Source organism: Paraburkholderia sp. RL17-381-BIF-C (assembly GCF_046026435.1).
Classification (GTDB): Bacteria; Pseudomonadota; Gammaproteobacteria; order Burkholderiales; family Burkholderiaceae; genus Paraburkholderia.
Map to the genome: position 1 here is coordinate 30,644 of NZ_JARESX010000005.1, position 22,875 is coordinate 53,518.

Consider the following 22,875-nt stretch of genomic DNA (forward strand, 5'->3'; position numbering starts at 1 on the left):
GATATCGCCCGCCAGGACTGGCGGGAAAGCACCCGTGAAGACGATTGTAGTCGCCGCTCAAACGGCAATTGTGACTATATGTCGTAGAGTGGGGCGCCGCACGCCACTGCCACACGCGGTCCTCGCAAACTCGCCGGTAAACGGCGCGCGGCCCTGAATCGTGAGATCCAGGGCCGCGAGTTCCGAGCGCCGGCGTTGAGCGCGGCGCGAGCGAGGCTTAACGCAGCGCGTCGATCAGCTTTTCCAGCTTGACCGCGTCCGCGGCGAAGGCACGGATACCTTCGGCGAGCTTTTCAGTGGCCATGGCTTCGTCGTTGACGAGGAAACGGAACGACGATTCGTCGACCGGCACGCGTTCAATGTCCGTATCCTTGGCGAGGTCCGGCGACAGCTTGCGCTCCACTTTTTCGGTGCTGTCCTGCAGTTTTTGCAGCAGATCCGGACTGATGGTCAGCAGATCGCAGCCGGCCAGTTCCAGAATCTGGCCCGGCGTGCGGAAGCTCGCGCCCATCACCTCGGTCTTGTAACCGAACTTCTTGTAGTACGCGTAGATGCGGCGCACGGATTTGACGCCCGGGTCGTTGGCGCCGCCGTCTTTGGCTTCGTCCCACGCGCTGCCGGCGTTTTTCTTGTACCAGTCGTAAATCCGGCCGACGAACGGCGAGATCAACTGCGCGCCCGCTTCGGCGCAGGCCGCGGCCTGGGCGAGCGAGAACAGCAGCGTCATGTTGCAGTGGATGCCTTCCTTCTGCAGCACTTCCGCCGCGCGGATGCCTTCCCACGTGGAGGCGAGCTTGATCAGCACGCGTTCGCGGCCGATGCCGTGTTCCTTATACAGCGCGATCAGTTCCCGGCCCTTGGCGATCGAGCCTTCCGTGTCGAACGACAGGCGCGCGTCGACTTCGGTCGACACACGGCCGGGAATGATCTTGAGAATTTCGGTGCCGAATGCGATCAGCAACTGGTCGATGATCGCGCCGACCGGCTTCGACGCGTGCGCCTTGACGGTCTTTTCGAGCAACGGCTTGTAGTCGTCTTTCTGCACCGCTTTCAGAATCAGCGACGGATTGGTGGTGGCGTCTTGCGGCTTGTATTGGGCAAGCTGCTGGAAGTCGCCGGTATCGGCCACGACGGTGGTGTATTGCTTGAGTTGGTCGAGTGCGGTTGTCATGTTCGAGCCTTCAGGGCGCTCGTGCGCCGTGGTTCAGGAGAAATGAGATCGCCGCCGGTCTGAAAGACAGATCAGTTCCGGCGGCCGCGGGTCACGCTGCAGCATTGCCCGCCATGTTGCCGGGAAACGCTGCCGGATGCTTCTATTCTATGGCGATCGCCTGATGCAGTGTTGACACTTGGCCACGGCAATCCGTTCAAACGGAATTCGAACGGCAGTTGCCCGCCACCGTTGATGTGACGACGTGCAAGGTATTGCCGCCCATTATGCCGCCGCAGCGCACCACGGGCCCTCAGGCGCGCCGCGCGTTCAATACCAGTTGCGTCACCACGCCCGCCACCAGCCCCCAGAATGCCGAGCCGATGGACAGCAGCGTGAGCCCCGAGGCGGTCACCATGAACGTGACCAGCGCCGCCTCGCGCTGTTTCACGTCCTGCATGGCGTTGGTGAGGCCGCCCATGATCGAGCCGAACAGCGCCAGCGCCGCGACGGAGACCACCAGCGCCTTGGGCAAGGCCGCGAACAGCGCGGCGATGGTCGCGCCGAAAATGCCGGCGATCAGGTAGAAGATGCCGCACCAGACCGCGGCGGTGTAACGCTTGTCACGGTTTTCGTGCGCTTCAGGGCCCGTGCAGATCGCAGCGGTGATCGCCGCAAGATTGATGCCGTGCGAGCCGAACGGCGCGAGCAGCAGCGAAGCGATGCCGGTGGTCGAAATCAGCGGCGCGGAGGGCGTGCTGTAGCCGTCCGCGCGCAGCACGGCGATACCCGGCACGTTCTGCGACGCCATTGCCACGACAAAGAGCGGAATCCCGATGCTGACGCTGGCCGCCACCGAAAACGCCGGCATCGTGAACACGGGATGCGCCAGCGCGACGTGAAAGTGGCTGAAGTCGAGCAGCCCGAGTGCGCCGGCGGCCGCCGTGCCGACAATTAGCGTCGTCACGATCGCATAGCGCGGCGCGAGCCGTTTGACGACCAGATAGGTGAGGAACATGGTCAGCACGAGCGCGGTCTGGAACTGCGCGGCGCGGAAAATCTCGATGCCGATCTCGAACAGGATGCCCGCCAGCAAGGCCGAGGCGATGCCCGCCGGAATTTTCCTCATCAGCGTATCGAACCAACCGGTCAGGCCGACCAGGGTGAGCAGCAGCGCACACACGATAAACGCGCCGATGGCCACCGCGTACGGCACATGCGGCAGCGAGGACACCAGCAGCGCCGCACCCGGCGTCGACCAGGCAATTACGATCGGCGCGCGGTAACGCAGCGAGAGGCCGATCGTGCACACGGCCATGCCGATCGAAAGCGCCCAGATCCATGACGAAATCTGCGCATCGGTCAGATGCGCGGCCTGGCCCGCCTGGAACATCAGCACGAGCGAGCTGGTGTAGCCCGTCATCATCGCGACGAAACCGGCGACGATGGCGGACAGCGAGGTGTCGGCGAAGGGATTGAGGCGCCCAGGCGGTGTCGCGGCAGGGGACAAATCGGGCGATGACAGCGGACTCATGCAGATACTTTCTTATCGTGGAGTGTAAAGCGTGAAAACGTGACCGGACTATTTGCTCAGCGTGCGCATGGCGGTCTCGAGGCCGGCGAGCGTGAGCGGGTACATGCGGTGCCCGAGCACTTCGCGGATCGCGCTGACCGACTGCCGGTACGCCCACAGGCCTTCCGGTTCGGGATTGAGCCACGCGTGATGCGGGAAATGATCGGCGAGACGGCGCAGCCAGACTGCGCCGGCTTCGGCGTTGTTGTACTCCACCGAGCCGCCCGGCTGCAACACTTCGTACGGGCTCATCGTCGCGTCGCCGACGAAAATGAGCTTGTAGTCGGGCGTGAATTTATGCAGCACGTCCCACGTCGGCATGCGCTCAGCGTGACGGCGGCGGTTGTTCTTCCACAGGAAGTCGTACACGCAGTTGTGGAAGTAGTAGAACTCCAGATGCTTGAACTCGGCTTTTGCGGCGGAGAACAGTTCTTCGGTGCGCTTGATGTGATCGTCCATCGAGCCGCCCACGTCGAGCAGCATCAGCACTTTTACCTTGTTGTGGCGCTCGGGCACCATCTTCAGGTCGAGCCAGCCGGCATTCGCGGCGGTGCTGCGGATCGTGTCGGGCAGGTCGAGTTCTTCGGCGGCGCCTTCGCGGGCGAAACGGCGCAGGCGGCGCAGCGCGACCTTGATGTTGCGCGTGCCGATTTCGACCTGATCGTCGTAATCGCGATAGGCGCGGGCTTCCCAGACCTTGACGGCGGTGCGGTTGCCCGCCGCGTCGCCGCCGATGCGCACGCCTTCCGGGTTATAGCCGCCATTGCCGAACGGCGACGTGCCGCCGGTGCCGATCCACTTGCTGCCGCCTTCGTGGCGCTCCTTCTGTTCGTCGAATAGTTCTTTCAGGCGCTCCATGAGCTTGTCGAGGCCGCCCATGGCTTCGATCTGCGCTTTTTCTTCCGGCGACAGATCGCGTTGCAGCTTCTTTTTCAGCCAGTCGAGCGGCACGTCGAAAGCGAGCTCCGAGGCCTGTGCGACGCCGTTGAAATACGCGCCGAACGCCTGGTCGAACTTGTCGAAATATTGCTCGTCCTTGACCAGCGTCATGCGCGCGAGATAGTAAAACTCGTCGAGCGACGGAGCGATGACGTTGGCTTTGAGCGCCTCGAGCAGCGTCAGGTATTCCTTCACCGACACCGGCAGCTTGGCGGCGCGCAGCGAGTAGAAAAAATCGATCAGCATGCTGGGTCCTCTGCGGGCTCGGGTGGTCGGGGCGGCGGTCGTTTCAATGGCGGCCTCGCGGCGACTGCCCGGCGCTCGATCAATGATCAACCGACGCTCAGTCGACGATCTTTCAACGGTTATTGCGGTTCATGAAGATCAGCCGCTCGAACAGGCTCACATCCTGCTCGTTCTTCAGGAGCGCGCCGTGCAGCGGCGGAATGATCTGCTTCTGGTCGGACGAGCGCAGCGCTTCGGGCGGAATGTCTTCGGCGAGCAGCAGCTTGAGCCAGTCGAGCAGTTCCGAGGTGGACGGCTTCTTCTTCAATCCGGCGACGTTGCGCAACTCGAAAAAGCTCTGCATGGCGGCCGCGAGCAGTTCCTTCTTGATGCCGGGATAGTGGACCTCGACGATCTGCTGCATGGTGACCGGGTCGGGGAACTTGATGTAGTGGAAGAAGCAGCGGCGCAAGAACGCGTCGGGCAATTCCTTTTCGTTGTTCGAGGTGATGATCACGAGCGGGCGCTGTTTCGCGCGGATCAGCTCGTGCGTCTCGTACACATAGAACTCCATGCGATCGAGTTCACGCAGCAGGTCGTTCGGGAATTCGATGTCGGCCTTGTCGATCTCGTCGATCAGCAGCACCGTTTGCGCCTCCGATTCGAACGACTGCCACAGCACGCCCTTGACGATGTAGTTGCGAATGTCCTTGACGCGTTCGTCGCCGAGCTGCGAATCGCGCAGGCGCGAGACCGCGTCGTACTCGTACAGACCCTGCTGCGCCTTGGTGGTGGACTTGATGTGCCACTGTAGCAGCGGCATGCCGAGCGCCGCGGCGACCTCTTCGGCGAGCATGGTTTTGCCCGTGCCGGGTTCGCCTTTGATCAGCAACGGGCGCTTGAGCGTCATCGCGGCGTTGACCGCGAGCTTGAGGTCGTCGGTGGCGACGTACTGCGATGAGCCTTCGAAACGCATGGCGAGATGCTCTTTTTCGGGGAAAAAGCCCAGTATAAGTCAGAAGACCTGTTGGCCTGAAACCGGCTCGCGTAAGGTGTCACCCGCGGTGTCGCAGCGTGAAGCAAGGGTGCGCGCGGCGCGTGCGAGCGGCCCGGATGCTCGCCCGGCGGGCCCGGTGGGCGGGCGTGCCGGGCGGATCGGGTGCTTGCGGCGGCGAATGCCGTGTGGAATTGGTGCGCCGGTTCGGCATGCGAAGGCGGCCGCCACGCGGTGCCGATCAGACGCGGCGGAGCAAAGCGGCGCTAGGCGTGGTTTTGCGCCTGGCGGATGGGCCGCCGGCCCCGCGCGGTGGACGTTTGGCGCGGCGTCGCGGTACAATTAGCCCGATTTTTTTGGCCTGCGTGGCTACCCTATAAGAATAACGGCGCGGGCCGTTGCCTTTTGGTCGCCCGTTTCCCCTCAAGCCAGGTTACATGCTATGAATAAATTCGTTGGCAAACACGTCGTGATCGCAGCGCTGTCGGTGCTCGCGGGCTATGCGGCCAGTGCGCAGGCAGCGGATGTCGTCGGCAACGCTAAGGCGGGCCAAGGCAAGGTCGCGATGTGTATCGGCTGCCACGGCATCCCTGAATACCGCACGGCGTACCCTGAGGTCTACCGCGTGCCGATGCTCGGCGGCCAGAATCAGGCGTACCTCGAAAACGCCCTGCATGGCTACAAGAAGGGCGACCGCCATTTCGAAACGATGCGCGCCATTACCGCGTCGCTGTCGGACCAGGATATCGCCGACATCGCTGCTTATTACGCAGCGCAAAATTCCTCTTCGAAAAGCAATCCCGACAAGTGATCGGCTGCGGTCATCCATCCAGTCACTCGGCTATTAAATTCGCGGGATAGGAGAATTCATGAATAAGCCCCAACAGGCACTCCACACGGTGTTCAAGGCTGCATGCGCGTCGGCGGCAGTGATCGGTCTGGTTGCAGCGAATCTCGCGCACGCCGCAGACGCCGGCAACGGCAAGGTGCTGGCGGACAGCCACAACTGCGCGGCTTGCCACGGCGTGAACCTGAACAAGCCGGTGAGCCCGGAATATCCGAAGCTCGCCGGTCAGCATTCCGATTACGTGTACTGGTCGTTGCGCCAATACCAGATGGGCAACGGCAACCCGCACTTCGGTCGCAACAACGCGATCATGCAGGCGCAGGTGCAAAGCCTGTCGCAAAGCGACATGAAAGACATCGCAGCTTATGTCGAATCGCTGAACGGCGATCTGGTGCAGAAGAAGTAAGCGAGTCGCGTGGTTTGCGCGCGGCTTTTAGATTGAACAACACCCCGCCTCGGCGGGGTGTTGTGCTTTTGGAGGGGTGATTCGTGTGCGCGGTGTTGCGCGTCCGGTATTGCGCGTTCGGCCCCGGTCTCAGTCGCGCGTGGCGCGCCGCTCGATCCGTTGAAGATACGCGTCCGTGTCCGGCGGCGTGCCGGTGCGCTGCGCTTCCCAGATGGTTTCGCCGAGGCAGTCCATGATGGCGTGCTGTGCCTCGTGGGTCGAGCCGAGGCGCGCGGCGAGCCGCTCGTGCGCCGCGCGAATGCCGGGCGGCTGATCGATCGACAACTGTTCGGTGATGGCCAGATGCATCGACAGATGCAGGAACGGGTTGGTCTGGCCGCGTTCGGGCGAGTAGTCCTGCGCCTGGGCGGCGTCGCCGTCGGTCAGGTCGGCGTGATATTCGGGATGCTCGACGATCCAGTCGGCGGCGATTGCCTCCAGCGGCGTGAGAATTTCGCCTTGACGCTGCTTGCGCCAGGTGTCGGTGAAGAAGAGACGGACTTCGTCGCGGCTAGGATTGAACATCGTGGGACCGGTGCGTGGAGTTGGGGCGTGTAGCGTAAGTCGTTGAAGCGTCAGCCTATGAAGCCGACGAGGCAGGCCGTCATTTTACGCCGCGGCGCCGCGGGCTGCTGGGGCGCCCACGCCGCCGTGCCGCCGTGCCGGGCGGGCGACGCTCACAGATCCGGCGCCGGTGTTTTCGGACGGAACTCGCACAGCGGTTCGATCACGCAATGCCAGCATTCCGGCCGGCGCGCCTTGCAGACATAACGGCCGTGCAGGATCAGCCAGTGGTGCGCATCCTGCCTGAATTCGGCGGGGGTGAATTTCTCCAATGCCGCCTCGACTGCGCGAACGTCTTTGCCCGGTGCAAGACCGGTTCGGTTCGCAACCCGAAAGATGTGCGTGTCGACCGCGATGGTCGGATGACCAAACGCCGTGTTCAGAATCACATTGGCCGTTTTCCGGCCGACGCCCGGCAGACTTTCGAGCGCTTCGCGATCCTCGGGCACTTCGCCGCCATACTGGTCGAGCAGAATACGGCAGGTGGCAATGACGTTCTTCGCCTTGGTGCGATAGAGGCCAATGGTCTTGATGTAGCCGGCCACGCCTTCTTCGCCGAGATCGAAAACCTGCTGCGGCGTGTTCGCGACCGGGAACATCTTGCGCATGGCTTTATTGACCGAGACGTCGGTGGCCTGCGCGGACAGCAGCACGGCGATCAGCAGTTCGAACGGAGTGGTGTACTCGAGTTCGGTTGTGGGATGCGGATTGAGACTCTGAAGCGTCTCGTAGATGGCGCGGCGTTTGTTCGCGTTCATACTCGTCGTGAAGGTGCGGTTAGCGCTTGTCGGACGGCGTGCCGGTGTCGTCGCCGGCGAGTCCGAGACGGCGGCGGCGTGCTTCGGCGGCGTCGATCTGGGCCTGGACGTCGGCGCTCACCTGTTCGGTGTTCAGCGGACCTTGGCCCTTGGCGGCCAATTCTTCCTTTTTCTTGCGGGCACGTTCGAGCGCGGCCTGGATGATCGCGCGTTTCTTTGCTTCGGCGTCTTCCGCCGCGGGCGCGGAGGATGTCACCGCAGCGCCGGCTCGCGTTGTTTCGGTAACCTGAGCAGCCGGGCTGCTGCCTGTGCGCCGCGCTGCGGCACGTGCCTCGGCGGCCTCACGTTCGCGGGCGAGACGCGCTTCACGCCGGTCATGGCGTTCGCGCGCGGCGTTGGCCTGGGCCTGGCTCCACGCGTCCCAACCGGTTGCGTTGCCGGTCACGGGCGGTAGCGCGATACAGTCGACCGGGCAGGGCGGCACGCACAGATCACAGCCGGTGCAAAGCTCTGCGATGACCGTATGCATCTGTTTCGGTGCGCCAACTATTGCATCGACTGGACACGCCTGCATGCACAACGTGCAGCCGATGCAAACTTGTTCGTCGATAACCGCCAACGGACGTGGCCGTTCGACGCCATTGGCGGAATTGAGCGGAATCACCGGTTTGCCGAGCAATGCGGCGAGCCGGGCGATGCCTTCGGCGCCACCCGGTGGACACTGGTTGTAATTGGCCTCGCCGCTCGCCACGGCTTCGGCATAGGGGCGGCATGCGGGGTAACCGCACTTGGTGCATTGCGTCTGTGGGAGCAGATCTTCAATGCGATCTGCGAGTGTTTTGATTTCTGTCACGGTCACGACGTGGGGCTTTTGGCTTGCGGCCGCACAGCTTGAACTAAATAGCACATTATCGCCGATTTCCCCAATTGCCATCCGCAATCCATGTGCCATAATCGAAGCGCTTTTTCGAAAGACCGCAGAAGGGTGTTCCCCCAACCAGCCCGTTCAGTGCTGTCGGTGCAAGGCCCGAGGAGAGGCCGGCGGCGCGATCCGGATAACGCGGCTCACGAAGACGATGCCACCATGAATCAGCCGAAAATCAAAAGAGATCCTGAAGGCACACGGCGCCGCATTCTGCTCGCGGCGGCCGAAGAGTTTGCAAATGGTGGGCTATTCGGCGCGCGCGTCGATCAGATCGCCCGCCGCGCGGAAACGAATGAACGCATGCTCTATTACTACTTCGGTAGCAAGGAGCAGCTTTTCACTGCCGTACTCGAGCACGCGTTCAGCGCGCTCAATGAAGCGGAGCGCACGCTCGAACTCAACGGCATCGCGCCGGTGGAGGCCATTACGCGTCTTGCGCATTTTGTTTGGGATTACTACCGCGATCATCCCGAGTTGCTGCGTCTCATCAACAACGAGAATCTGCACGAAGCACGCTACATGCAGAAGTCCACGCGCATCCGCGAAATGATCTCGCCGATCGTCGCCACGCTTGGCGGCATTCTCGAGCGTGGCCAACGCGCGGGGCTGTTTCGCACCAATGTCGACCCGCTGCGTTTCTATGTCACGCTGTCCGGCATGGGCTACTACATCGTGTCGAATCGCTTCACGCTCGAAGCCACGCTCGGGCGCGATTTCAGCAGCGCAAGCGAGCGCAGTGAAGTGATTCAGATGAACACCGAGTTGCTGCTCGCGTATCTGTTGCGCAAGTAGGCTGCAGCGTCAATCGCGGGTGGAGGCTTCGGGATCCTCATAAACGACAACGGCCTCCGAAGAGGCCGTTGTTGCCGACTGGCTGTGCGTGATGCGCGTGCTGTGCGTACGCCGCTCAGGCTTCGACTCTTTCCTTCGCGACCTTCGTCACCTTGTTGTGCTCGAGGATGAAGTCGCGCAACTGCGGATAAATGATGGTGCGCCAACGGCGTCCCGAGAAAATGCCGTAGTGGCCGCACTTTTCCGCGGTGAAGTGACGCTTGTTTGCTTCCGGAATGCCCGTACACAGTTCGTGCGCGGCATAGGTCTGGCCGTCGCCGGAAATATCGTCGAGCTCGCCTTCAATCGTGAAGAGCGCGGTCTTCGTGATGTCCTGCGGTTTCACCCGTTCGCCGGAGACGTCCCACGTGCCCTCGGCGAGGCTGAACTCCTGGAACACCACGCGTATCGTGTCGAGATAGTAGTCCGCGTCCATGTCGAGCACCGCGTTGTACTCGTCGTAGAAGCGGCGGTGTGCTTCCGCGTCGTCTTCGTCGCCGCGCAGCAGGCTTTGATAGAAGTCCCAGTGCGACGCCGCGTGACGTTCCGGATTCATTGCCACAAAACCGGTGTGCTGCAGAAAGCCCGGGTAAACCTTGCGGCCGACGCCCGGATAATTCGGCGGGACCGTGAAGATCACGTTGTTCTCGAACCATTCATACGAATGCTGCGTGGCAAGCGAGTTGACCGAGGTCGGGCTCTTGCGCGCGTCGATCGGGCCACCCATCATGGTCATGGTGCGCGGCGTGTCTTCGCCGCGGCTCGCCAGCAGCGAAATGGCGGCGAGCACGGGTACGGTCGGCTGACATACCGAGATCACATGCAGATTCTTCGCGCCGATGTGGCGGATGAATTCCTGAATGTAGGCGACGTAATCGTCCAGATGAAACTCGCCGGCCTCGAGCGGCACCATGCGCGCGTCGATCCAATCGGTCAGGTAGACCTTGTGGTCTTGCAGCAACGTGCGCACGGTGTCGCGCAGCAGCGTGGCGTGGTGTCCTGACAACGGTGCGCATACCAGCACGACCGGCTCATCTTTCAATTGGGTAACAGCGTCGCTGTCGTCCGCGAAACGCTTGAAGCGCATCAGGCGGCAAAACGGCTTCTCGATGATCGTCTGCTCGATGATCGGAATGTTGTGACCGTCTTTGACAATCTGATGAAGATTGAACTCGGGTTTTTCGTAATCTTTACCCAGCCGGTAGAGTAATTCGTACCCGGCGGAGAGGCGCGTGGCGCCCGGCACATAGGCCAAGGGGCTGGCGGGATTCGCGAAGGATTTGGACGCGGCCTGAGCCCAGGCGGTGAGGGGGCTCAACATAGCCCGCTGGAATTCGTGCAGTTGGTAGAGCATGGGTGCTCCGTTTTAAGCGGTTCGCATGGGGCTTCGCAAACACGCGCAGGGCGTTGCGGCAGGCCAATTTGTTTGTGGGCACATTGTTTTTCGGCCGACAGTCTGATCGATCATATCGAACTAAGCGCAATTGTGCAATGCAGCAATTCGCGTGCAGCTGCCACGCGAACTGTCATTAAATCATGCTACTGGCGATGTTGCCGTGCCGCTATCGGGGCTTGCCGCAACATCAAGTTCTGTTTCTCCGGTGCCGTTATGGGGAGGTTGCCCTGTCGCCTGCGCCATCGCCTGTTCGTGCTTCATCAGGTTCAGGCCGGTATGCACGAGGGCCACATGCGAAAAAGCCTGCGGAAAGTTGCCCACCAGGCGCTGCGCACCCGGATCGTACTCTTCCGCGAGCAAACCGACATCGTTGCAGAGCGCGAGCAGCCGTTCGTACATGGCGATCGCTTCGTCGAGGCGGCCTTGCAGCGCGAGGTTGTCCACCATCCAGAACGAACACGCGAGAAACGTGCCTTCTCCTGGCGGCAGGCCGTCGTCGTATTCGGTGGTGCGATAGCGCATCACGAAACCGTCATGCATCAAGTCCTTTTCGATGGCCGCCACGGTGCCTTTGACGCGCGGATCTTGCGGCCGCAGAAAGCCCACCAGCGGCATCAACAGCACGCTCGCATCGAGCTGGTCGGTGCCGTAGGACTGCGAAAACGCGTTAAGCGCGGGATTCCATGCCTTTTCGCAGACTTCCGCATGGATTTGCTCGCGGGTGGCGCGCCATTCGTCGAGCGGGCCGTCGAGCTTGAACATTTCCGCCGAGCGGATGGCACGGTCGTAGGCGACCCATGCCATCACCTTCGAGAAGGTGAAATGCTGGCGGCCGCCGCGCGTTTCCCAGATGCCTTCGTCGGGTTCCCGCCAGATCGTGTCGAGGTGGGAGAGCAGCGCGCGCTGCACGTTCCACGCCGTGTCGTCCGCCTGCAGGCCACCGACCCGCGCGAGATGCAGCGCATTCATCACTTCGCCATAGACGTCGAGCTGGCGTTGGCCGACCGCGTTATTGCCGACCCGCACCGGTTTCGCGTCCTGATAGCCCGGCAGCCAGTCGAGTTCGAACTCGGGCAAACGCCGCTCGCCCGCGATGCCATACATGATCTGCAACTGATCCGGCGCACCGGCCATGACGCGGCCAAGCCAGGAGCGCCACGCGCGGGCTTCGTCGAAGTAGCCGCCGCGCATCATGGCGAGCAGCGTGATCGTGGCGTCGCGTAGCCAGCAATAGCGGTAGTCCCAGTTGCGGGTGCCGCCGAGTTGCTCCGGCAGCGAAGTCGTGGGCGCGGCGACGATACCGCCGGTCGGCTCGTAGGCGAGCGCCTTGAGCGTGATCAGCGAGCGGCGGATCGGCTCGGCCCAGCGTCCTTCGACCGTGCTGCGCGCCGACCATTCGAGCCAGTGGTTCTCGGTGCGCGCAAGCGACGTATGCGGGTCGCGCGCCGGCGGAATGCGTAGATGCGAGGGCGAATAAGCCAGTGAGAACGGCACCCGCTCGCCTTCGCTGACGGTGAATTCGGCCAACGTCTTCATGTCTTCGCCGCGCAACGCGACCGGTGTGCGCAACACGGCGGTATCGGGCCCGACAATCGCCTTGATGCCGCTGTCGTGCTTGAGGCGGTCGACCCACGGAATCGAGAAACCATAATCGAAGCGCAGCACGAGTTCCATCTTCATGCGCACCGTGCCGCGTTGGCCGACGACGATCCGCACCAGTTCCGACCAGCCATTGCCCGGCGGCATGAAATCGACCAGCGTGACGGCGCCCTCGGGCGTCTCGAAATGGGTTTCGAGAATCAGTGTTTCGCCGCGATAGCGGCGGGTGACGGTGGGCGGCGTGTCCGAGACCGGTGAGATCAGCCAGCGTCCGTTGCCGGGCGTGCCGAGCAGCGCGGCGAAGCAGGCGCCGGAATCGAAGCGCGGCCAGCAGAGCCAGTCGACGGAACCTTCGCGGGAGATGAGCGCGGCCGTGTGGCCGTCGCCGACGAGCGCATAGTCTTCGATGTGTGCGGGCATGGGGAGCGGAGTCAGTATGGCGCGCGGCAAGGAGCGCCGCGCGTGTCGTTGTTGTTACCCGACTCGCGCGATGCGCTTTGGTTCACCGCACATTGCCGCGAAACGCGAGTTGGTAATCTGTCAAACGAATGCCTACAATCAGATTTCATGCCGACGCCCGGAGCATTCCGGATGATGGACCGGCCCCGCCCATGGCGCATACAGACGCCGTTTCCGAGGACCAAAGCTATGCCGAACCCGTCGAAATCCGATTGCATCACGATTCTCTCGGCCGCCAGCGAGCTTGCCGACGATTCGATGTTGCCGCTCGATCACGGCCGGCTGGGCCTGAGCCGCAACGGCATGCTGGCAGCCGCCGCCTTTCTGGTCGAACGGGCCTGCTTCCGGCGTTATCAGGAAGGCGATGGCAATTATGCCGTGGGCGCTCTTTCGTTGCAGGGACGTCTGCGCCTCGACCAGCTTTCGAACGGCTGACCGCAGGCCTTCGTGGTCGGCGCGCCGCAGTAAGCGCAATCTGATCGCGCTTGCGGCGAGGGTACACCGCTTCGCCGCGCCGCCGCGTTTTATCGCTTCCCTCGTTTTCACGACTCCCGCGCACGTGACGTTGCGTCACGCCTTGTGTCCGCTCGCGAAGCGGAACGGCACCGGGCCGCGACTGCGCCCGGTAGTGCGTCTCATGCATGCGCAAGCGGGCGCCGCCCGGCCTCAGAAGTGCGAAGCCCCCACGCCGAAGATCCCAATGATGCCGATGATGATCAGATAGAGCGCGACGATGTAGTTCAACAGGCGCGGCATGACGAGAATCAGAATACCGGCGATCAACGAAACCAGCGGGCCCAAACTGAGTGTGACGTTCATGAAGACTCCGTAGAGTGAGACGCGATTGAAAAAATGCCCCGTCAGGCGGGACAATGGTTACCCATGCTGCGGCTCTCGGTTCCACTGGATACCGCCAGCCGCATTAACAGCATGATCCGACACAACGCTTTTATACTTCTTTCGATAAGAACAACGCTCGACCGATGGCGCGGCAGACCAGAGACACTCTTACAACCGGTTCAACCCAATAACGAATGAACAGGAGGTCATATGCTTCGTCGTCACCGGGCCGCGACGCGTGCCGTTGCAGGTTCTCACCTGCCTGCTGTTGATGGCATTTCACAACGCGCGGGGCAAGCTGCTCCGTCGCGCTCCGCCCGCTCGATAATAAAAGGTTTCGCGCTCATGGTCTCGATTGTTGCTTCGCACGCTTTTGCGCAAGATTCCGGCCCGGTTCCCGCCGACGGTGTCTACGACATGCTGGTCGGCACGTACACCGGCGCCAGGAGTGAAGGCTTGTACGTCTATCGCTTCGACACGAAGACGGGCGAGGCGACGCGCGTCTCGGTCGCGCCGACGGTCAATCCGTCGTATCTCGTGGTGAGCCGCGACCGCCGTTTCGTCTACGCGGTCAACGAACTGCCCGGTGACAATGGCCCGGCCTCCCAGCGCGGCGGCATCAGCGCGTTTCGATTCGACGCCGCGAGCGGCCAGCTGACGTTCCTCAACAAGGTGTCGGCGGACGGCAATGATCCGTGCTATCTGAGCCTCTCGCCGGACGGCAAATATCTGCTGGCCGCGAACTACTCAGTGGCAGCCGACCCGGGCGGCAGTTTCGCCGTGTTTCCGTTGCAGGCCGACGGCCAGGTCGGCGCGTCCGTGCTCACGGTGCATCACGAAGGCGGTGGTCCGGTGAAGGGCCGCCAGGACAATTCGCACGTTCACTCCACCGTGTTCTCGCCGGACGGCCACTATCTGTTCGCGCAGGATCTCGGCGCGGACAAGCTGTACTCGTACCGCTACACACCTGATGGCAGCCGCGGCCTGTTCGGCCCGACCGACTGGCGCTACACCCAGGAGAAAGCGGGCACGGGGCCGCGCCATCTGGTGTTCGGCGCGGACGGCAAGCACGCGTATCTGACCAGCGAACTGGCCGCCACGGTCAGCACGTTCAATTACGACGGCGGCAAGCTCACGCAGGTGCAGACCGTGCCGCTGACCGAGCCGGGCTTCAAGGGCGCGGTAGGCGCGGCGGCGATTCATCTGTCGCCGGACGGGCGCTTTCTGTATGCCACCAATCGCGGCGACGCGAATGAGATCGTGATCTTTTCGGTGGACCCGACCAACGGGCATCTCAGGAAGATCGGGCATCAATCGAGCCTCGGCAAATCGCCGCGCGAATTCGCGATCGATCCGACCGGCAACTGGCTGATCGTCGGTAATCAGAATAGCGATACCGTGTATGTGTTCAAACGCGATCAACAGAGCGGTTTGCTCGAAGCGAATCCGAAGCACTTCGAGCTTGGATCGCCGGTGGATTTCAAACTGGTCTCGCCGTCGTAAGCGATGACGAAGCGTGTGATTTGACTATGCGCGCTGAATGAAAAATGCGGCCGCTTGTTGTTCAAGCGGCCGCATTTTTTGCGGCTGGCTTTATGCGAGCGATGCCCCGCGATAGTGGCTCACTCCGCCGGCCCAGGCGCCAGCACTTCACGGCTACCGTTGATGCCCATGGCGGACACGAGGCCCGCCGTTTCCATCTGTTCGACGAGACGCGCCGCGCGGTTATAACCGATGCGCAACTGGCGCTGCACCGAGGAGATCGACGCGCGCCGCGTGCGCACCACGAAGGCGACCGCCTCGTCGTAGAGCGGATCGGCCTCCGCGTCCGGCGATTCGCCGAACAGGTCTTGCGCTGCGCCGCCCTCGGTGGCCGGGCCGTCGAGAATGCCTTCTTCGTACTGCGGTTCGCCGAACTGCTTCAGATACTCGACGATCCGATGCACTTCCTCGTCGGCGACGAACGCGCCGTGTACCCGTTGCGGGTAGCCCGTGCCGGGCGGCAGGAACAGCATGTCGCCCTGGCCCAGCAGCGACTCGGCGCCCATCTGATCGAGAATCGTGCGCGAGTCGATCTTCGACGATACCTGGAACGCCACGCGCGTCGGAATGTTCGCCTTGATGAGGCCGGTGATCACGTCCACCGAAGGACGCTGCGTCGCCAGGATCAAATGGATGCCGGCAGCGCGCGCCTTCTGCGCAAGCCGCGCGATCAGTTCTTCGATCTTCTTGCCGGCCACCATCATCAGGTCGGCCAGCTCGTCGATCACGACCACGATCAGCGGCAGCGGCGCGAGCGGCTCGGGCGCTTCCGGCGTCAGCGAGAACGGGTTGCCGAGCTTCTTGCCCTTGGCTTCGGTGTCGCGGATTTTCTGGTTGAAGCCGGCCAGATTGCGCACGCCGACCGCGGACATCAGGCGGTAGCGCTTTTCCATTTCGCCGACGCACCAGTTTAGCGCGTTGGCGGCCAGCTTCATGTCGGTGACGACCGGCGCGAGCAGATGCGGAATGCCTTCGTAGACCGATAGCTCCAGCATCTTCGGATCGATCATGATGAGGCGTACTTCCTCGGGCGTCGCCTTGAAGAGCAGCGAGCAGATCATCGCGTTGATCGCCACCGACTTGCCCGAACCGGTCGTGCCCGCGACCAGCATGTGCGGCGCCTTCGCCAGATCGGCCACCACCGGATGGCCGGTGATGTCCTTGCCCATGGCGAGCGTCAACTGCGAATGCGAGTTCTGATAGACGCTGGCTTCGAGAATTTCGGACAGGCGGATAGTCTGGCGCTTGGCGTTCGGCAATTCCAGACCCATGCAGGTCTTGCCGGGAATCGTCTCGACCACGCGGATGGATGTCAGGCCGAGCCCGCGCGACAGATCCTTCATCAGACCGACGATCTGACTGCCGCGCACGCCAAGCGCCGGTTCCACTTCGAAGCGCGTGATGACCGGCCCGGCCGACGCGCCGACAACGGTCACCGGCACCTTGAATTCCTGCAGACGCTGTTCGATCAGCAGGCCGGTTTCGATGAGCTTTTCTTCGGAGACCGGTTCGACGTCGATGTCTGCGGGCGCGAGCAGGTCGAGCGTGGGCAGTTCGACCATCGATGCCGCGGGTGCGCGGAACTCGAAGCCGTTGGTGGGGCTGTGGCCGCGCAGCGGCGGGCGTTGGACGGCGGGTTCGGCGGGCCCGGTGGATGCGGGCGCGGTTGTGGTCGGTGCAGCGGGGGGTGTTGCGTCGAGTGGCATTGCGTCGAGCGGTGCTGCCGCGAGCGGTGCGGATGCCGCCGGCGCGAAGGTGGCCTCGTCGACGCGGTCTTCCACGGCGACCGGTTCGTCGGCAACGACATCGGATGCCACGGGCGCGGCGTGAACCGCGAAGCCCGGAAAGCGAACCACGTTCGATGCCTGCGCCACGATGGTGGGTGGCGGCTCTGCGGCTGCTGTGTTGTCGGCGTATGCGGTGGCCGGCGATTCCGACGCGTGCGGCACGATGCCTTGCGGTGGCATTGCGGCCGAAGCGTCTGCAACGTGCTCGGTGGTTGGCGAGTTCGACGCATGCGGCACGATGCTTTGCGGTGGCATTGCGGCCGAAGCGTTTGCAACGTGCTCGGTGGATGGCGATTCCGACGCATGCGACGCTACGTTGAGTGGCGGCATTGCTGCGGTTATGTTTGCAGCGTGCGTGCTGGTTGACGCGTCCGATGCCTGGGTCGCGTCCGGCAGAGCAGGGGAGTTCACTGCCTCCATTTGGAGCGGCGCGGCGGATTCGTCAAGGCGCGCTCCGCTCAGCGACGGCACGACGTCATGCGTCGCCACGGCTTCACTCGACGCGGCAACGCTAGCGACTGCCGGCCCGCTCGACGACGAAGCCGCGTGTTGCGCCAGGACGGCATCGAGTTCGGCTTCCCAAGGCGCGAGGGTTTTATCGAACACGACGGAAGCGACCGGGGCATACGCCGGCACAGCGGATGGCGGCTCGATGACCGGTGCGGCTGCTTTAACGTGTTCGGTGGCCGCGGATGTAGTTGGCTGCCCGGCAACCTCAGATGCGATGACTTCTGAGTGATCCGCCGGCTGGCTAGGTGTCTGCGCGACTTCAGCTGTCGGGTTCGCGTGGCTGTCGGCGTGAGGTGCCAGCTGCGCTGAATCGTCTTCGAGCGGCGGTTCGTCCGCGTGAGCTTCGCTCGCTTGCAACTGCGCCGCGAAGATCTGAAACGGCGTAGGTGTAGCAACCGATGGCACATACTGCGACGCAGGTGCAGCCGCAGCCGCAGCCGCAGCCGGAGCCGCAAACACAGGCTCGACTACGGGCGCCGCCGTCAACGGTGGTTGAATGATCGGTGGCTCGATCGGCCATTGCACGACGGGCTCGTGGCTGACCTCCAGCGGCACTTCGATCGCGGTTTCCGTGCGCGTCGTTTCGACCGGTGCGATTACCGAGTCGTCAGCCGATGCACTTTCCACAACTTCGAACGAAGGCACAGACTCGTCCGGCGGCAAAGGCGTCAATGGCATCAAAGGCGTCTCGAGTACCTCCGCTCGCGCCACATCCCCGCCCGATGGCCGAACCTCGAACGACCCCAACGCGTCCAGCGCGCTCGTGACTTTCGGGGCGTCCGCGCTGCTGCTGCGCGCGAGGCTCACCCCGGCAAGGTCGGTCCAGCGGGCGGCGTTTTCAGCAATGCTGCGAAGCGTCTCCTGCACACTCGGAGGCGGCGTGACTTTCTGCGTCGTGGGCATAGGCCGCGTGAAGCTGGGCGGCGCCCGGCGCGTCGCCGACGCCGGCATGTCGTCGCCCGAACGCGGGGCGGCCGGGAAAGCCTGCCGGGGCGCCGCGGCGCGATTGACCGAAGCCGCCGGGGCAGACGTGCCTTGGGCCGCCACCGACGGACGCGCCGCGCCAGTGGTTGCGTTGCCCACTGACGCCGCAGTCGAGTGCGAGGCCGCGCCGGGGACGCCGCGCGCCGTTGCCGTCGCGTGCGTCGCTGTCTGAGCCACTCTGGTTGGCACAGCCGCGCGGCCCGCGGCAGCTGCCGCGCCCGCCGCAGCTGCACCACCCACAGTACGTGCCGCACTCGCAGTGCCTGTCGCGGCTGCCGAAGTTGCACCCACTGTACCCACTGCACCAGCTGCAGCAGCACCCGGAGCGAAGGCCGCACCTGCCGCGAGGCCGGCACCGAACCCTGACGATCCGACGGCCCGCTGCTCGCCAGCCGACCGACGTCCAACCTGCGATGCGCTGTCGCGAGCCGCGGCACCGGATGCACCCGATCCGGCGACCGAATCCGCCGCCGGCGCAGCCATGCGTGATCCGGAGTCGCGCAACCAGCCGGTCGGTGCGACCGGCTCGACCGGCATCCACGCGGCTTTGTCCGGGTTGAGTGATTGCGTTTGCATCGGTACATGGCGCGGCGGTGTCGTCGCTGCGCCCGTGCGCAGCACCGGCTCGGACTGCGTCTGACCGCGCGGCGCCGCCGCCCCGCTGCGCCAGCTCGCGCCGGCGCCACGCGCCGACGCATCCTTGCCCGCGGCAGCCGCAGCGGCTCCCGCGGCCGCGTCGCGCCCGCGCGCCGGCGGCCGCCACACCGTGGGGCGCGCGTAACGTCCATTGGTTTTCGGCGCCATCGTATTGGTGGCCGGCGAAACGTGCGACGGCACACCGTCGTCGATACTGCGATGACGGCGTGCTTCCTCGTCGCGTTTGGCGAGGCCGCGCGACAGGCCGAGGCCGAACGCGCCGTCGGCCCATGCGGCGAAGTCGCGCCAGCGGAAATCGATCAGCCAGGGCAGGCTGATCAGCAGCAGCGCGAGCGCCGCGAGAGGCGTGCCGATATGCCCGAGCAGATGACCGAAGCCCGCGGCCAGCGCGTGGCCGAAGCCATTCACACCGGCCATGCCGATCAGCGACGCTTCGAGTGTGCAGCTCGCCACCAGCACGCAGACGAAGCCGAGCCAAAGCCGGATCGTGCCGGGGCCGCGCAAGCCTGCGCCGCCCGGCAGCGCGGACTTCACGAGACGCCACACAAGAGGAATGAACCAGACGGCTGACCCGCCGAACCAGCCGAAAACTACCGTTTGCATACTAGACATCAACGAATGACGGACGCGCGCAAACGCAATCCGTCGAGTTTAAACCGGCGAAGCCCGACGCTTCGAAGGCAGACGCAAGTATGCTTGCGTCCCATTGGAAAGCAGACCGGCGCGCGGCCTGCCGTCGGTGAAAAACAACGGCTGTCGGGACAGCCTTCACCCTTCATGCGGACCGTTCCGACCGTGGCGCGCGCCGCAGGCCGGTTGGCCAGTCAGTGTGCCTTGCTCTCGTCCGGTGATCCGCGCCCCGCTCATTTCGTGCTGCTGTCGAAGGTCAGCGTGTCGCCGTTGTCGAGCACCAGTTGCATCTGCTGCGGCGCGCGCATCTGCACGCCGGTGCGATCGATATGCGTCAGCGCATTGAGATACGCGCCCTCGATCTGTCCGCCCGGCGTCATGCACGCCATGCGCGTGCCGCCCAGCGTCCCGAAGCTCAGCTTGCCGTCTTTCAGCGCATACGAGCCCATATAGCGGTTGCAACCGGAAAAGCCGCTGGCGTGCCGTTGACCGGTCGAGGTGGACAACGTGAGCGTAATCGGCGCGCCCTGGTTCGCGGACGGAATCGCGCGTACGGTGCCGTCAGCCTGTTTCCAGGCGCTCAGCACCCAGCTGGTGTCGTCGAGCAATTGCGCGGCGGCGGGGTTGAAGGGGTCGGGCGCGGCGGCTTCCGAGTCGGGATGTTTCGGGATCGCGCAGGCGCTCAACAGCGCGGCGACGCTCAACGCGGCGATGGCGGTGCGCAGATGCGGGGTGAAATACGGGGCAAAGCGCGCAACACGTCGCGCGGAGGAGCTTTGGAGCATGGCGTCGTTCCTCTTCAAACTGGCGAAGGCGTAAGGGTAACGCACTAAGCTCGCCGCACGCGAGAGCATTGGCGTGCCACGAGCTTATTCAGCGCGCCGTGGCGGCCTTGTACGCCGCCGTTGTGCGCAGGTTGTGCGCAAGTCGTGCGCAGTCGTTGCCCGTCACGCGCGGATCAGGATGTGGCCGCCGCGAGCAAGGTGCGGCGAGGGGCCCGCATGTTAACATCGTGCTCTACCCAATCCCACCCTCATCCGACTTTTATCTGGAGACCTCATGCAGATCGGCCAACGGATCGGCACGCCCCTTTCTGAATCCGCCACGCGTGTCATGCTGCTCGGCGCCGGCGAGCTCGGCAAGGAAGTGATCATCGCGTTGCAACGGCTGGGCGTCGAAGTGATCGCCGTCGACCGTTACCCGAACGCGCCGGGTCACCAGGTCGCGCACCGCGCGCACGTGATCGACATGACGGATCGCGCCGCGTTGCGCGCGCTGGTCGAACAGGAGCGCCCGCATCTGATCGTCCCCGAGATCGAGGCGATCGCGACCGACGAACTCGCCGCTATCGAGGCCGACGCGCTCGCCGAAGTGATCCCAACGGCGCGCGCCACGCAGCTCACCATGAACCGCGAAGGCATCCGCCGTCTGGCCGCCGAGGAACTCGGCCTGCCGACCTCGCCGTACGCGTTCGCCGACTCGCTCGACGAACTGCGCGCGGGCATCGCCAAAGTCGGCTATCCGTGCGTGGTGAAGCCGGTCATGTCGTCGTCGGGCAAGGGGCAGTCGGTGCTGCGCAGCGACGCCGACGTCGAACCCGCATGGCAATACGCCATGGCCGGCGGCCGGGTGAACCACGGCCGCGTGATCGTTGAAGGCTTTATCGACTTCGAATACGAAATCACGCAGTTGACCGTGCGCGCCATCGACCCGGCGAGCGGTGAAGTCAGCACGTATTTCTGCGACCCGATCGGCCACGTGCAGGTGGCGGGCGATTACGTCGAATCGTGGCAGCCGCAGCCCATGAGCCCGCTCGCGCTCGAACGTTCGCGTGAAGTGGCGCACAAGGTCACGGCCGCGCTCGGCGGGCGAGGTCTGTTCGGCGTGGAACTTTTCGTGCGCGGCGATGACGTATGGTTTTCGGAAGTGAGTCCGCGTCCGCACGATACCGGTCTCGTCACGCTGTGCTCGCAGCGCTTTTCGGAATTCGAATTGCACGCGCGCGCGATCCTCGGTTTGCCGGTGGATACGTCGCTGCGGGCGCCGGGTGCGTCGGCGGTGATTTACGGCGGCCTCGACGAGACCGGTATTGCTTTCGAAGGTGTCGCCGCGGCGTTGGCGGTGCCGAACTCGGACCTGCGCCTGTTCGGCAAGCCGGAGAGTTTCGTCAAGCGCCGCATGGGCGTGGCGCTCGCCACGGGCGACACGACCGACGAAGCACGCTCGCGTGCGAAGCAGGCTGCGGCGGCGGTGCGGCCGGTGTCGGCGAAGTAAGTGCCGGCGGGGCGCGCTCGGCATGGTTGTGACGAACCGCCACGCGCCGCTGGTTTCGCGCGGCCGGCATAATCGGCGCGCGCAATCTGAAATGATTGGGCTCGTCGAGCTCATCGACGTTGAGGTACGTATGGCGCTGGAAATCGGCAACAACACGCGGCGCGGGGTGGCCGGCCGTCTCGGCGCACTCGGCGTGCTGTTCGCGCTATGTGCCGGATTGACGGGGTGCGGTCTCGCGGCCGCGCCGTGCCGGATCGCTTCGGCCGGCTTGAAGATCGTGCCGGTGGTCGGGCACGTGGCCGCCGCGCCGACCGATGCGTGCGCCGACGTGATCGATCCATGATCGATTCGCGTCGACTGTCCTGAGCCGCAGCCACGAGGCGCGGCATACCTGGGGCTTGCCTGGCATCGCCCGTGTTTGACTGGCAGCAACGATCGAGGCTTCCCATGAAGAGATGGCTGGTTGCGTTAACCACGGCGGCGGGACTGGCGGCGTCATATGGCGTTGCATGTGCCGCGCCGTTGCAGTTTTCAGAGATTCAGGCAAAAAACCGTCAGACCCACAAATACACCTGTGCGACCGGCAAGATCCTGCAGGTCACCTACTGGAACACGGCGAACGGCCAGAGCTTCGCGCTCGTGCCGGTGAAGGGCAAAGCGCTGCTGTTCGTCAACACCATGTCGGCCTCCGGCGCGAAATATCAGGCCGGCAGCTATACATGGTGGACCAAGGGCCCGCGCGCCGACCTGTACGACGCCATGGACGGCGAAAACGCGCCGCCCATGCTGTCGGACTGCGTCACCATCAATCGCTAGGCATGCGGCGGCGGGTTATCCCAACTGCGCCGCCGATTGCCTCATCATGCTCCTGCCGCGCGGCATTGGCCGCCGGCCGCACATCATTCCCGTTCGAGTAGTAAGCTGTCTGGCGTGGCATCTGCAGCGC

Annotated in this window: 20 protein-coding genes; 8 read left to right on the forward strand and 12 right to left on the reverse strand. The window is 64.0% G+C overall.

What is annotated here, in order from left to right; translation table 11 throughout:
- Window positions 1–217: 217 nt before the first annotated feature.
- The 4 genes from tal to P0D70_RS05410 all read right to left on the reverse strand — a co-directional run bounded on the left by tal (window position 218) and on the right by P0D70_RS05410 (window position 4,863).
- Window positions 218–1,171 (reverse strand): transaldolase, encoded by a 954-nt coding sequence (gene tal, locus P0D70_RS05395; RefSeq protein ID WP_091796133.1) that lies wholly within the window; start codon window positions 1,169–1,171, stop codon window positions 218–220.
- Window positions 1,172–1,463: 292 nt separating this feature from the next.
- On the reverse strand, window positions 1,464–2,684 hold the full coding sequence (locus tag P0D70_RS05400) for a benzoate/H(+) symporter BenE family transporter (protein ID WP_091796132.1): 1,221 nt from the start codon (window positions 2,682–2,684) through the stop codon (window positions 1,464–1,466).
- A gap of 48 nt (window positions 2,685–2,732) precedes the next feature.
- On the reverse strand, window positions 2,733–3,908 hold the full coding sequence (locus P0D70_RS05405; protein ID WP_091796130.1) for a vWA domain-containing protein: 1,176 nt from the start codon (window positions 3,906–3,908) through the stop codon (window positions 2,733–2,735).
- A gap of 112 nt (window positions 3,909–4,020) precedes the next feature.
- Window positions 4,021–4,863 (reverse strand): AAA family ATPase, encoded by an 843-nt coding sequence (locus P0D70_RS05410; RefSeq protein ID WP_408183344.1) that lies wholly within the window; start codon window positions 4,861–4,863, stop codon window positions 4,021–4,023.
- Window positions 4,864–5,323: 460 nt separating this feature from the next.
- Here P0D70_RS05410 and P0D70_RS05415 point away from each other — a divergent pair, with 460 nt between their 5' ends.
- Entirely contained in the window at window positions 5,324–5,692 is a 369-nt protein-coding gene (locus P0D70_RS05415) for a c-type cytochrome (protein ID WP_007175710.1), read from the forward strand.
- Between the two features lie 58 nt (window positions 5,693–5,750).
- On the forward strand, window positions 5,751–6,134 hold the full coding sequence (locus P0D70_RS05420; RefSeq protein WP_095420040.1) for a c-type cytochrome: 384 nt from the start codon (window positions 5,751–5,753) through the stop codon (window positions 6,132–6,134).
- Window positions 6,135–6,263: 129 nt separating this feature from the next.
- On the opposite strand, the gene P0D70_RS05425 is transcribed toward P0D70_RS05420, so the two are convergent.
- The 3 genes from P0D70_RS05425 to rsxB form a co-directional block, all read right to left on the reverse strand.
- Window positions 6,264–6,698: a DUF1841 family protein gene (locus tag P0D70_RS05425; RefSeq protein WP_035551992.1), complete on the reverse strand. Its 435-nt coding sequence runs from the start codon at window positions 6,696–6,698 to the stop codon at window positions 6,264–6,266.
- 152 nt (window positions 6,699–6,850) lie between these two features.
- The gene (nth, locus tag P0D70_RS05430; protein WP_091796126.1) at window positions 6,851–7,495 is read right to left on the reverse strand and encodes an endonuclease III; all 645 of its coding nucleotides are present in this window, start codon (window positions 7,493–7,495) and stop codon (window positions 6,851–6,853) included.
- A gap of 19 nt (window positions 7,496–7,514) precedes the next feature.
- Window positions 7,515–8,354: an electron transport complex subunit RsxB gene (rsxB, locus tag P0D70_RS05435; protein WP_091800700.1), complete on the reverse strand. Its 840-nt coding sequence runs from the start codon at window positions 8,352–8,354 to the stop codon at window positions 7,515–7,517.
- Window positions 8,355–8,579: 225 nt separating this feature from the next.
- On the opposite strand from rsxB, the gene P0D70_RS05440 reads away from it, so the two are divergent.
- Window positions 8,580–9,212, forward strand: a complete 633-nt coding sequence (locus tag P0D70_RS05440; RefSeq protein ID WP_012432273.1) for a TetR/AcrR family transcriptional regulator — start codon at window positions 8,580–8,582, stop codon at window positions 9,210–9,212.
- A 115-nt stretch (window positions 9,213–9,327) separates the two neighbouring features.
- Here the strand turns inward: P0D70_RS05440 and P0D70_RS05445 are convergent, their stop codons facing one another.
- Both P0D70_RS05445 and P0D70_RS05450 read right to left on the reverse strand, forming a co-directional pair.
- On the reverse strand, window positions 9,328–10,605 hold the full coding sequence (locus tag P0D70_RS05445; RefSeq protein WP_408183348.1) for a polyhydroxyalkanoate depolymerase: 1,278 nt from the start codon (window positions 10,603–10,605) through the stop codon (window positions 9,328–9,330).
- A 180-nt stretch (window positions 10,606–10,785) separates the two neighbouring features.
- Window positions 10,786–12,666: a glycoside hydrolase family 15 protein gene (locus P0D70_RS05450; RefSeq protein ID WP_408183350.1), complete on the reverse strand. Its 1,881-nt coding sequence runs from the start codon at window positions 12,664–12,666 to the stop codon at window positions 10,786–10,788.
- 228 nt (window positions 12,667–12,894) lie between these two features.
- On the opposite strand from P0D70_RS05450, the gene P0D70_RS05455 reads away from it, so the two are divergent.
- Window positions 12,895–13,140 (forward strand): hypothetical protein, encoded by a 246-nt coding sequence (locus P0D70_RS05455; protein ID WP_408183552.1) that lies wholly within the window; start codon window positions 12,895–12,897, stop codon window positions 13,138–13,140.
- Window positions 13,141–13,371: 231 nt separating this feature from the next.
- On the opposite strand, the gene P0D70_RS05460 is transcribed toward P0D70_RS05455, so the two are convergent.
- On the reverse strand, window positions 13,372–13,524 hold the full coding sequence (locus P0D70_RS05460) for a DUF3096 domain-containing protein (protein ID WP_073429502.1): 153 nt from the start codon (window positions 13,522–13,524) through the stop codon (window positions 13,372–13,374).
- A 231-nt stretch (window positions 13,525–13,755) separates the two neighbouring features.
- Between P0D70_RS05460 and P0D70_RS05465 the strand changes: the two genes are divergently transcribed.
- Entirely contained in the window at window positions 13,756–15,048 is a 1,293-nt protein-coding gene (locus P0D70_RS05465; protein ID WP_408183352.1) for a lactonase family protein, read from the forward strand.
- Window positions 15,049–15,167: 119 nt separating this feature from the next.
- On the opposite strand, the gene P0D70_RS05475 is transcribed toward P0D70_RS05465, so the two are convergent.
- Both P0D70_RS05475 and P0D70_RS05480 read right to left on the reverse strand, forming a co-directional pair.
- Window positions 15,168–19,628 (reverse strand): FtsK/SpoIIIE family DNA translocase, encoded by a 4,461-nt coding sequence (locus P0D70_RS05475; RefSeq protein ID WP_459252443.1) that lies wholly within the window; start codon window positions 19,626–19,628, stop codon window positions 15,168–15,170.
- A gap of 260 nt (window positions 19,629–19,888) precedes the next feature.
- Window positions 19,889–20,440 carry an META domain-containing protein gene (locus P0D70_RS05480; protein WP_408183354.1) on the reverse strand — a complete coding sequence of 184 codons (552 nt, stop codon included), beginning with the start codon at window positions 20,438–20,440 and terminating at the stop codon, window positions 19,889–19,891.
- A 274-nt stretch (window positions 20,441–20,714) separates the two neighbouring features.
- Between P0D70_RS05480 and purT the strand changes: the two genes are divergently transcribed.
- The 3 genes from purT to P0D70_RS05495 all read left to right on the forward strand — a co-directional run bounded on the left by purT (window position 20,715) and on the right by P0D70_RS05495 (window position 22,745).
- Window positions 20,715–21,929 carry a formate-dependent phosphoribosylglycinamide formyltransferase gene (gene purT, locus P0D70_RS05485; protein WP_408183356.1) on the forward strand — a complete coding sequence of 405 codons (1,215 nt, stop codon included), beginning with the start codon at window positions 20,715–20,717 and terminating at the stop codon, window positions 21,927–21,929.
- Between the two features lie 130 nt (window positions 21,930–22,059).
- Window positions 22,060–22,272, forward strand: a complete 213-nt coding sequence (locus P0D70_RS05490; RefSeq protein ID WP_408183556.1) for a DUF6726 family protein — start codon at window positions 22,060–22,062, stop codon at window positions 22,270–22,272.
- Window positions 22,273–22,376: 104 nt separating this feature from the next.
- Window positions 22,377–22,745 (forward strand): MliC family protein, encoded by a 369-nt coding sequence (locus P0D70_RS05495; RefSeq protein WP_408183358.1) that lies wholly within the window; start codon window positions 22,377–22,379, stop codon window positions 22,743–22,745.
- The last annotated feature ends 130 nt before the right edge of the window (window positions 22,746–22,875 follow it).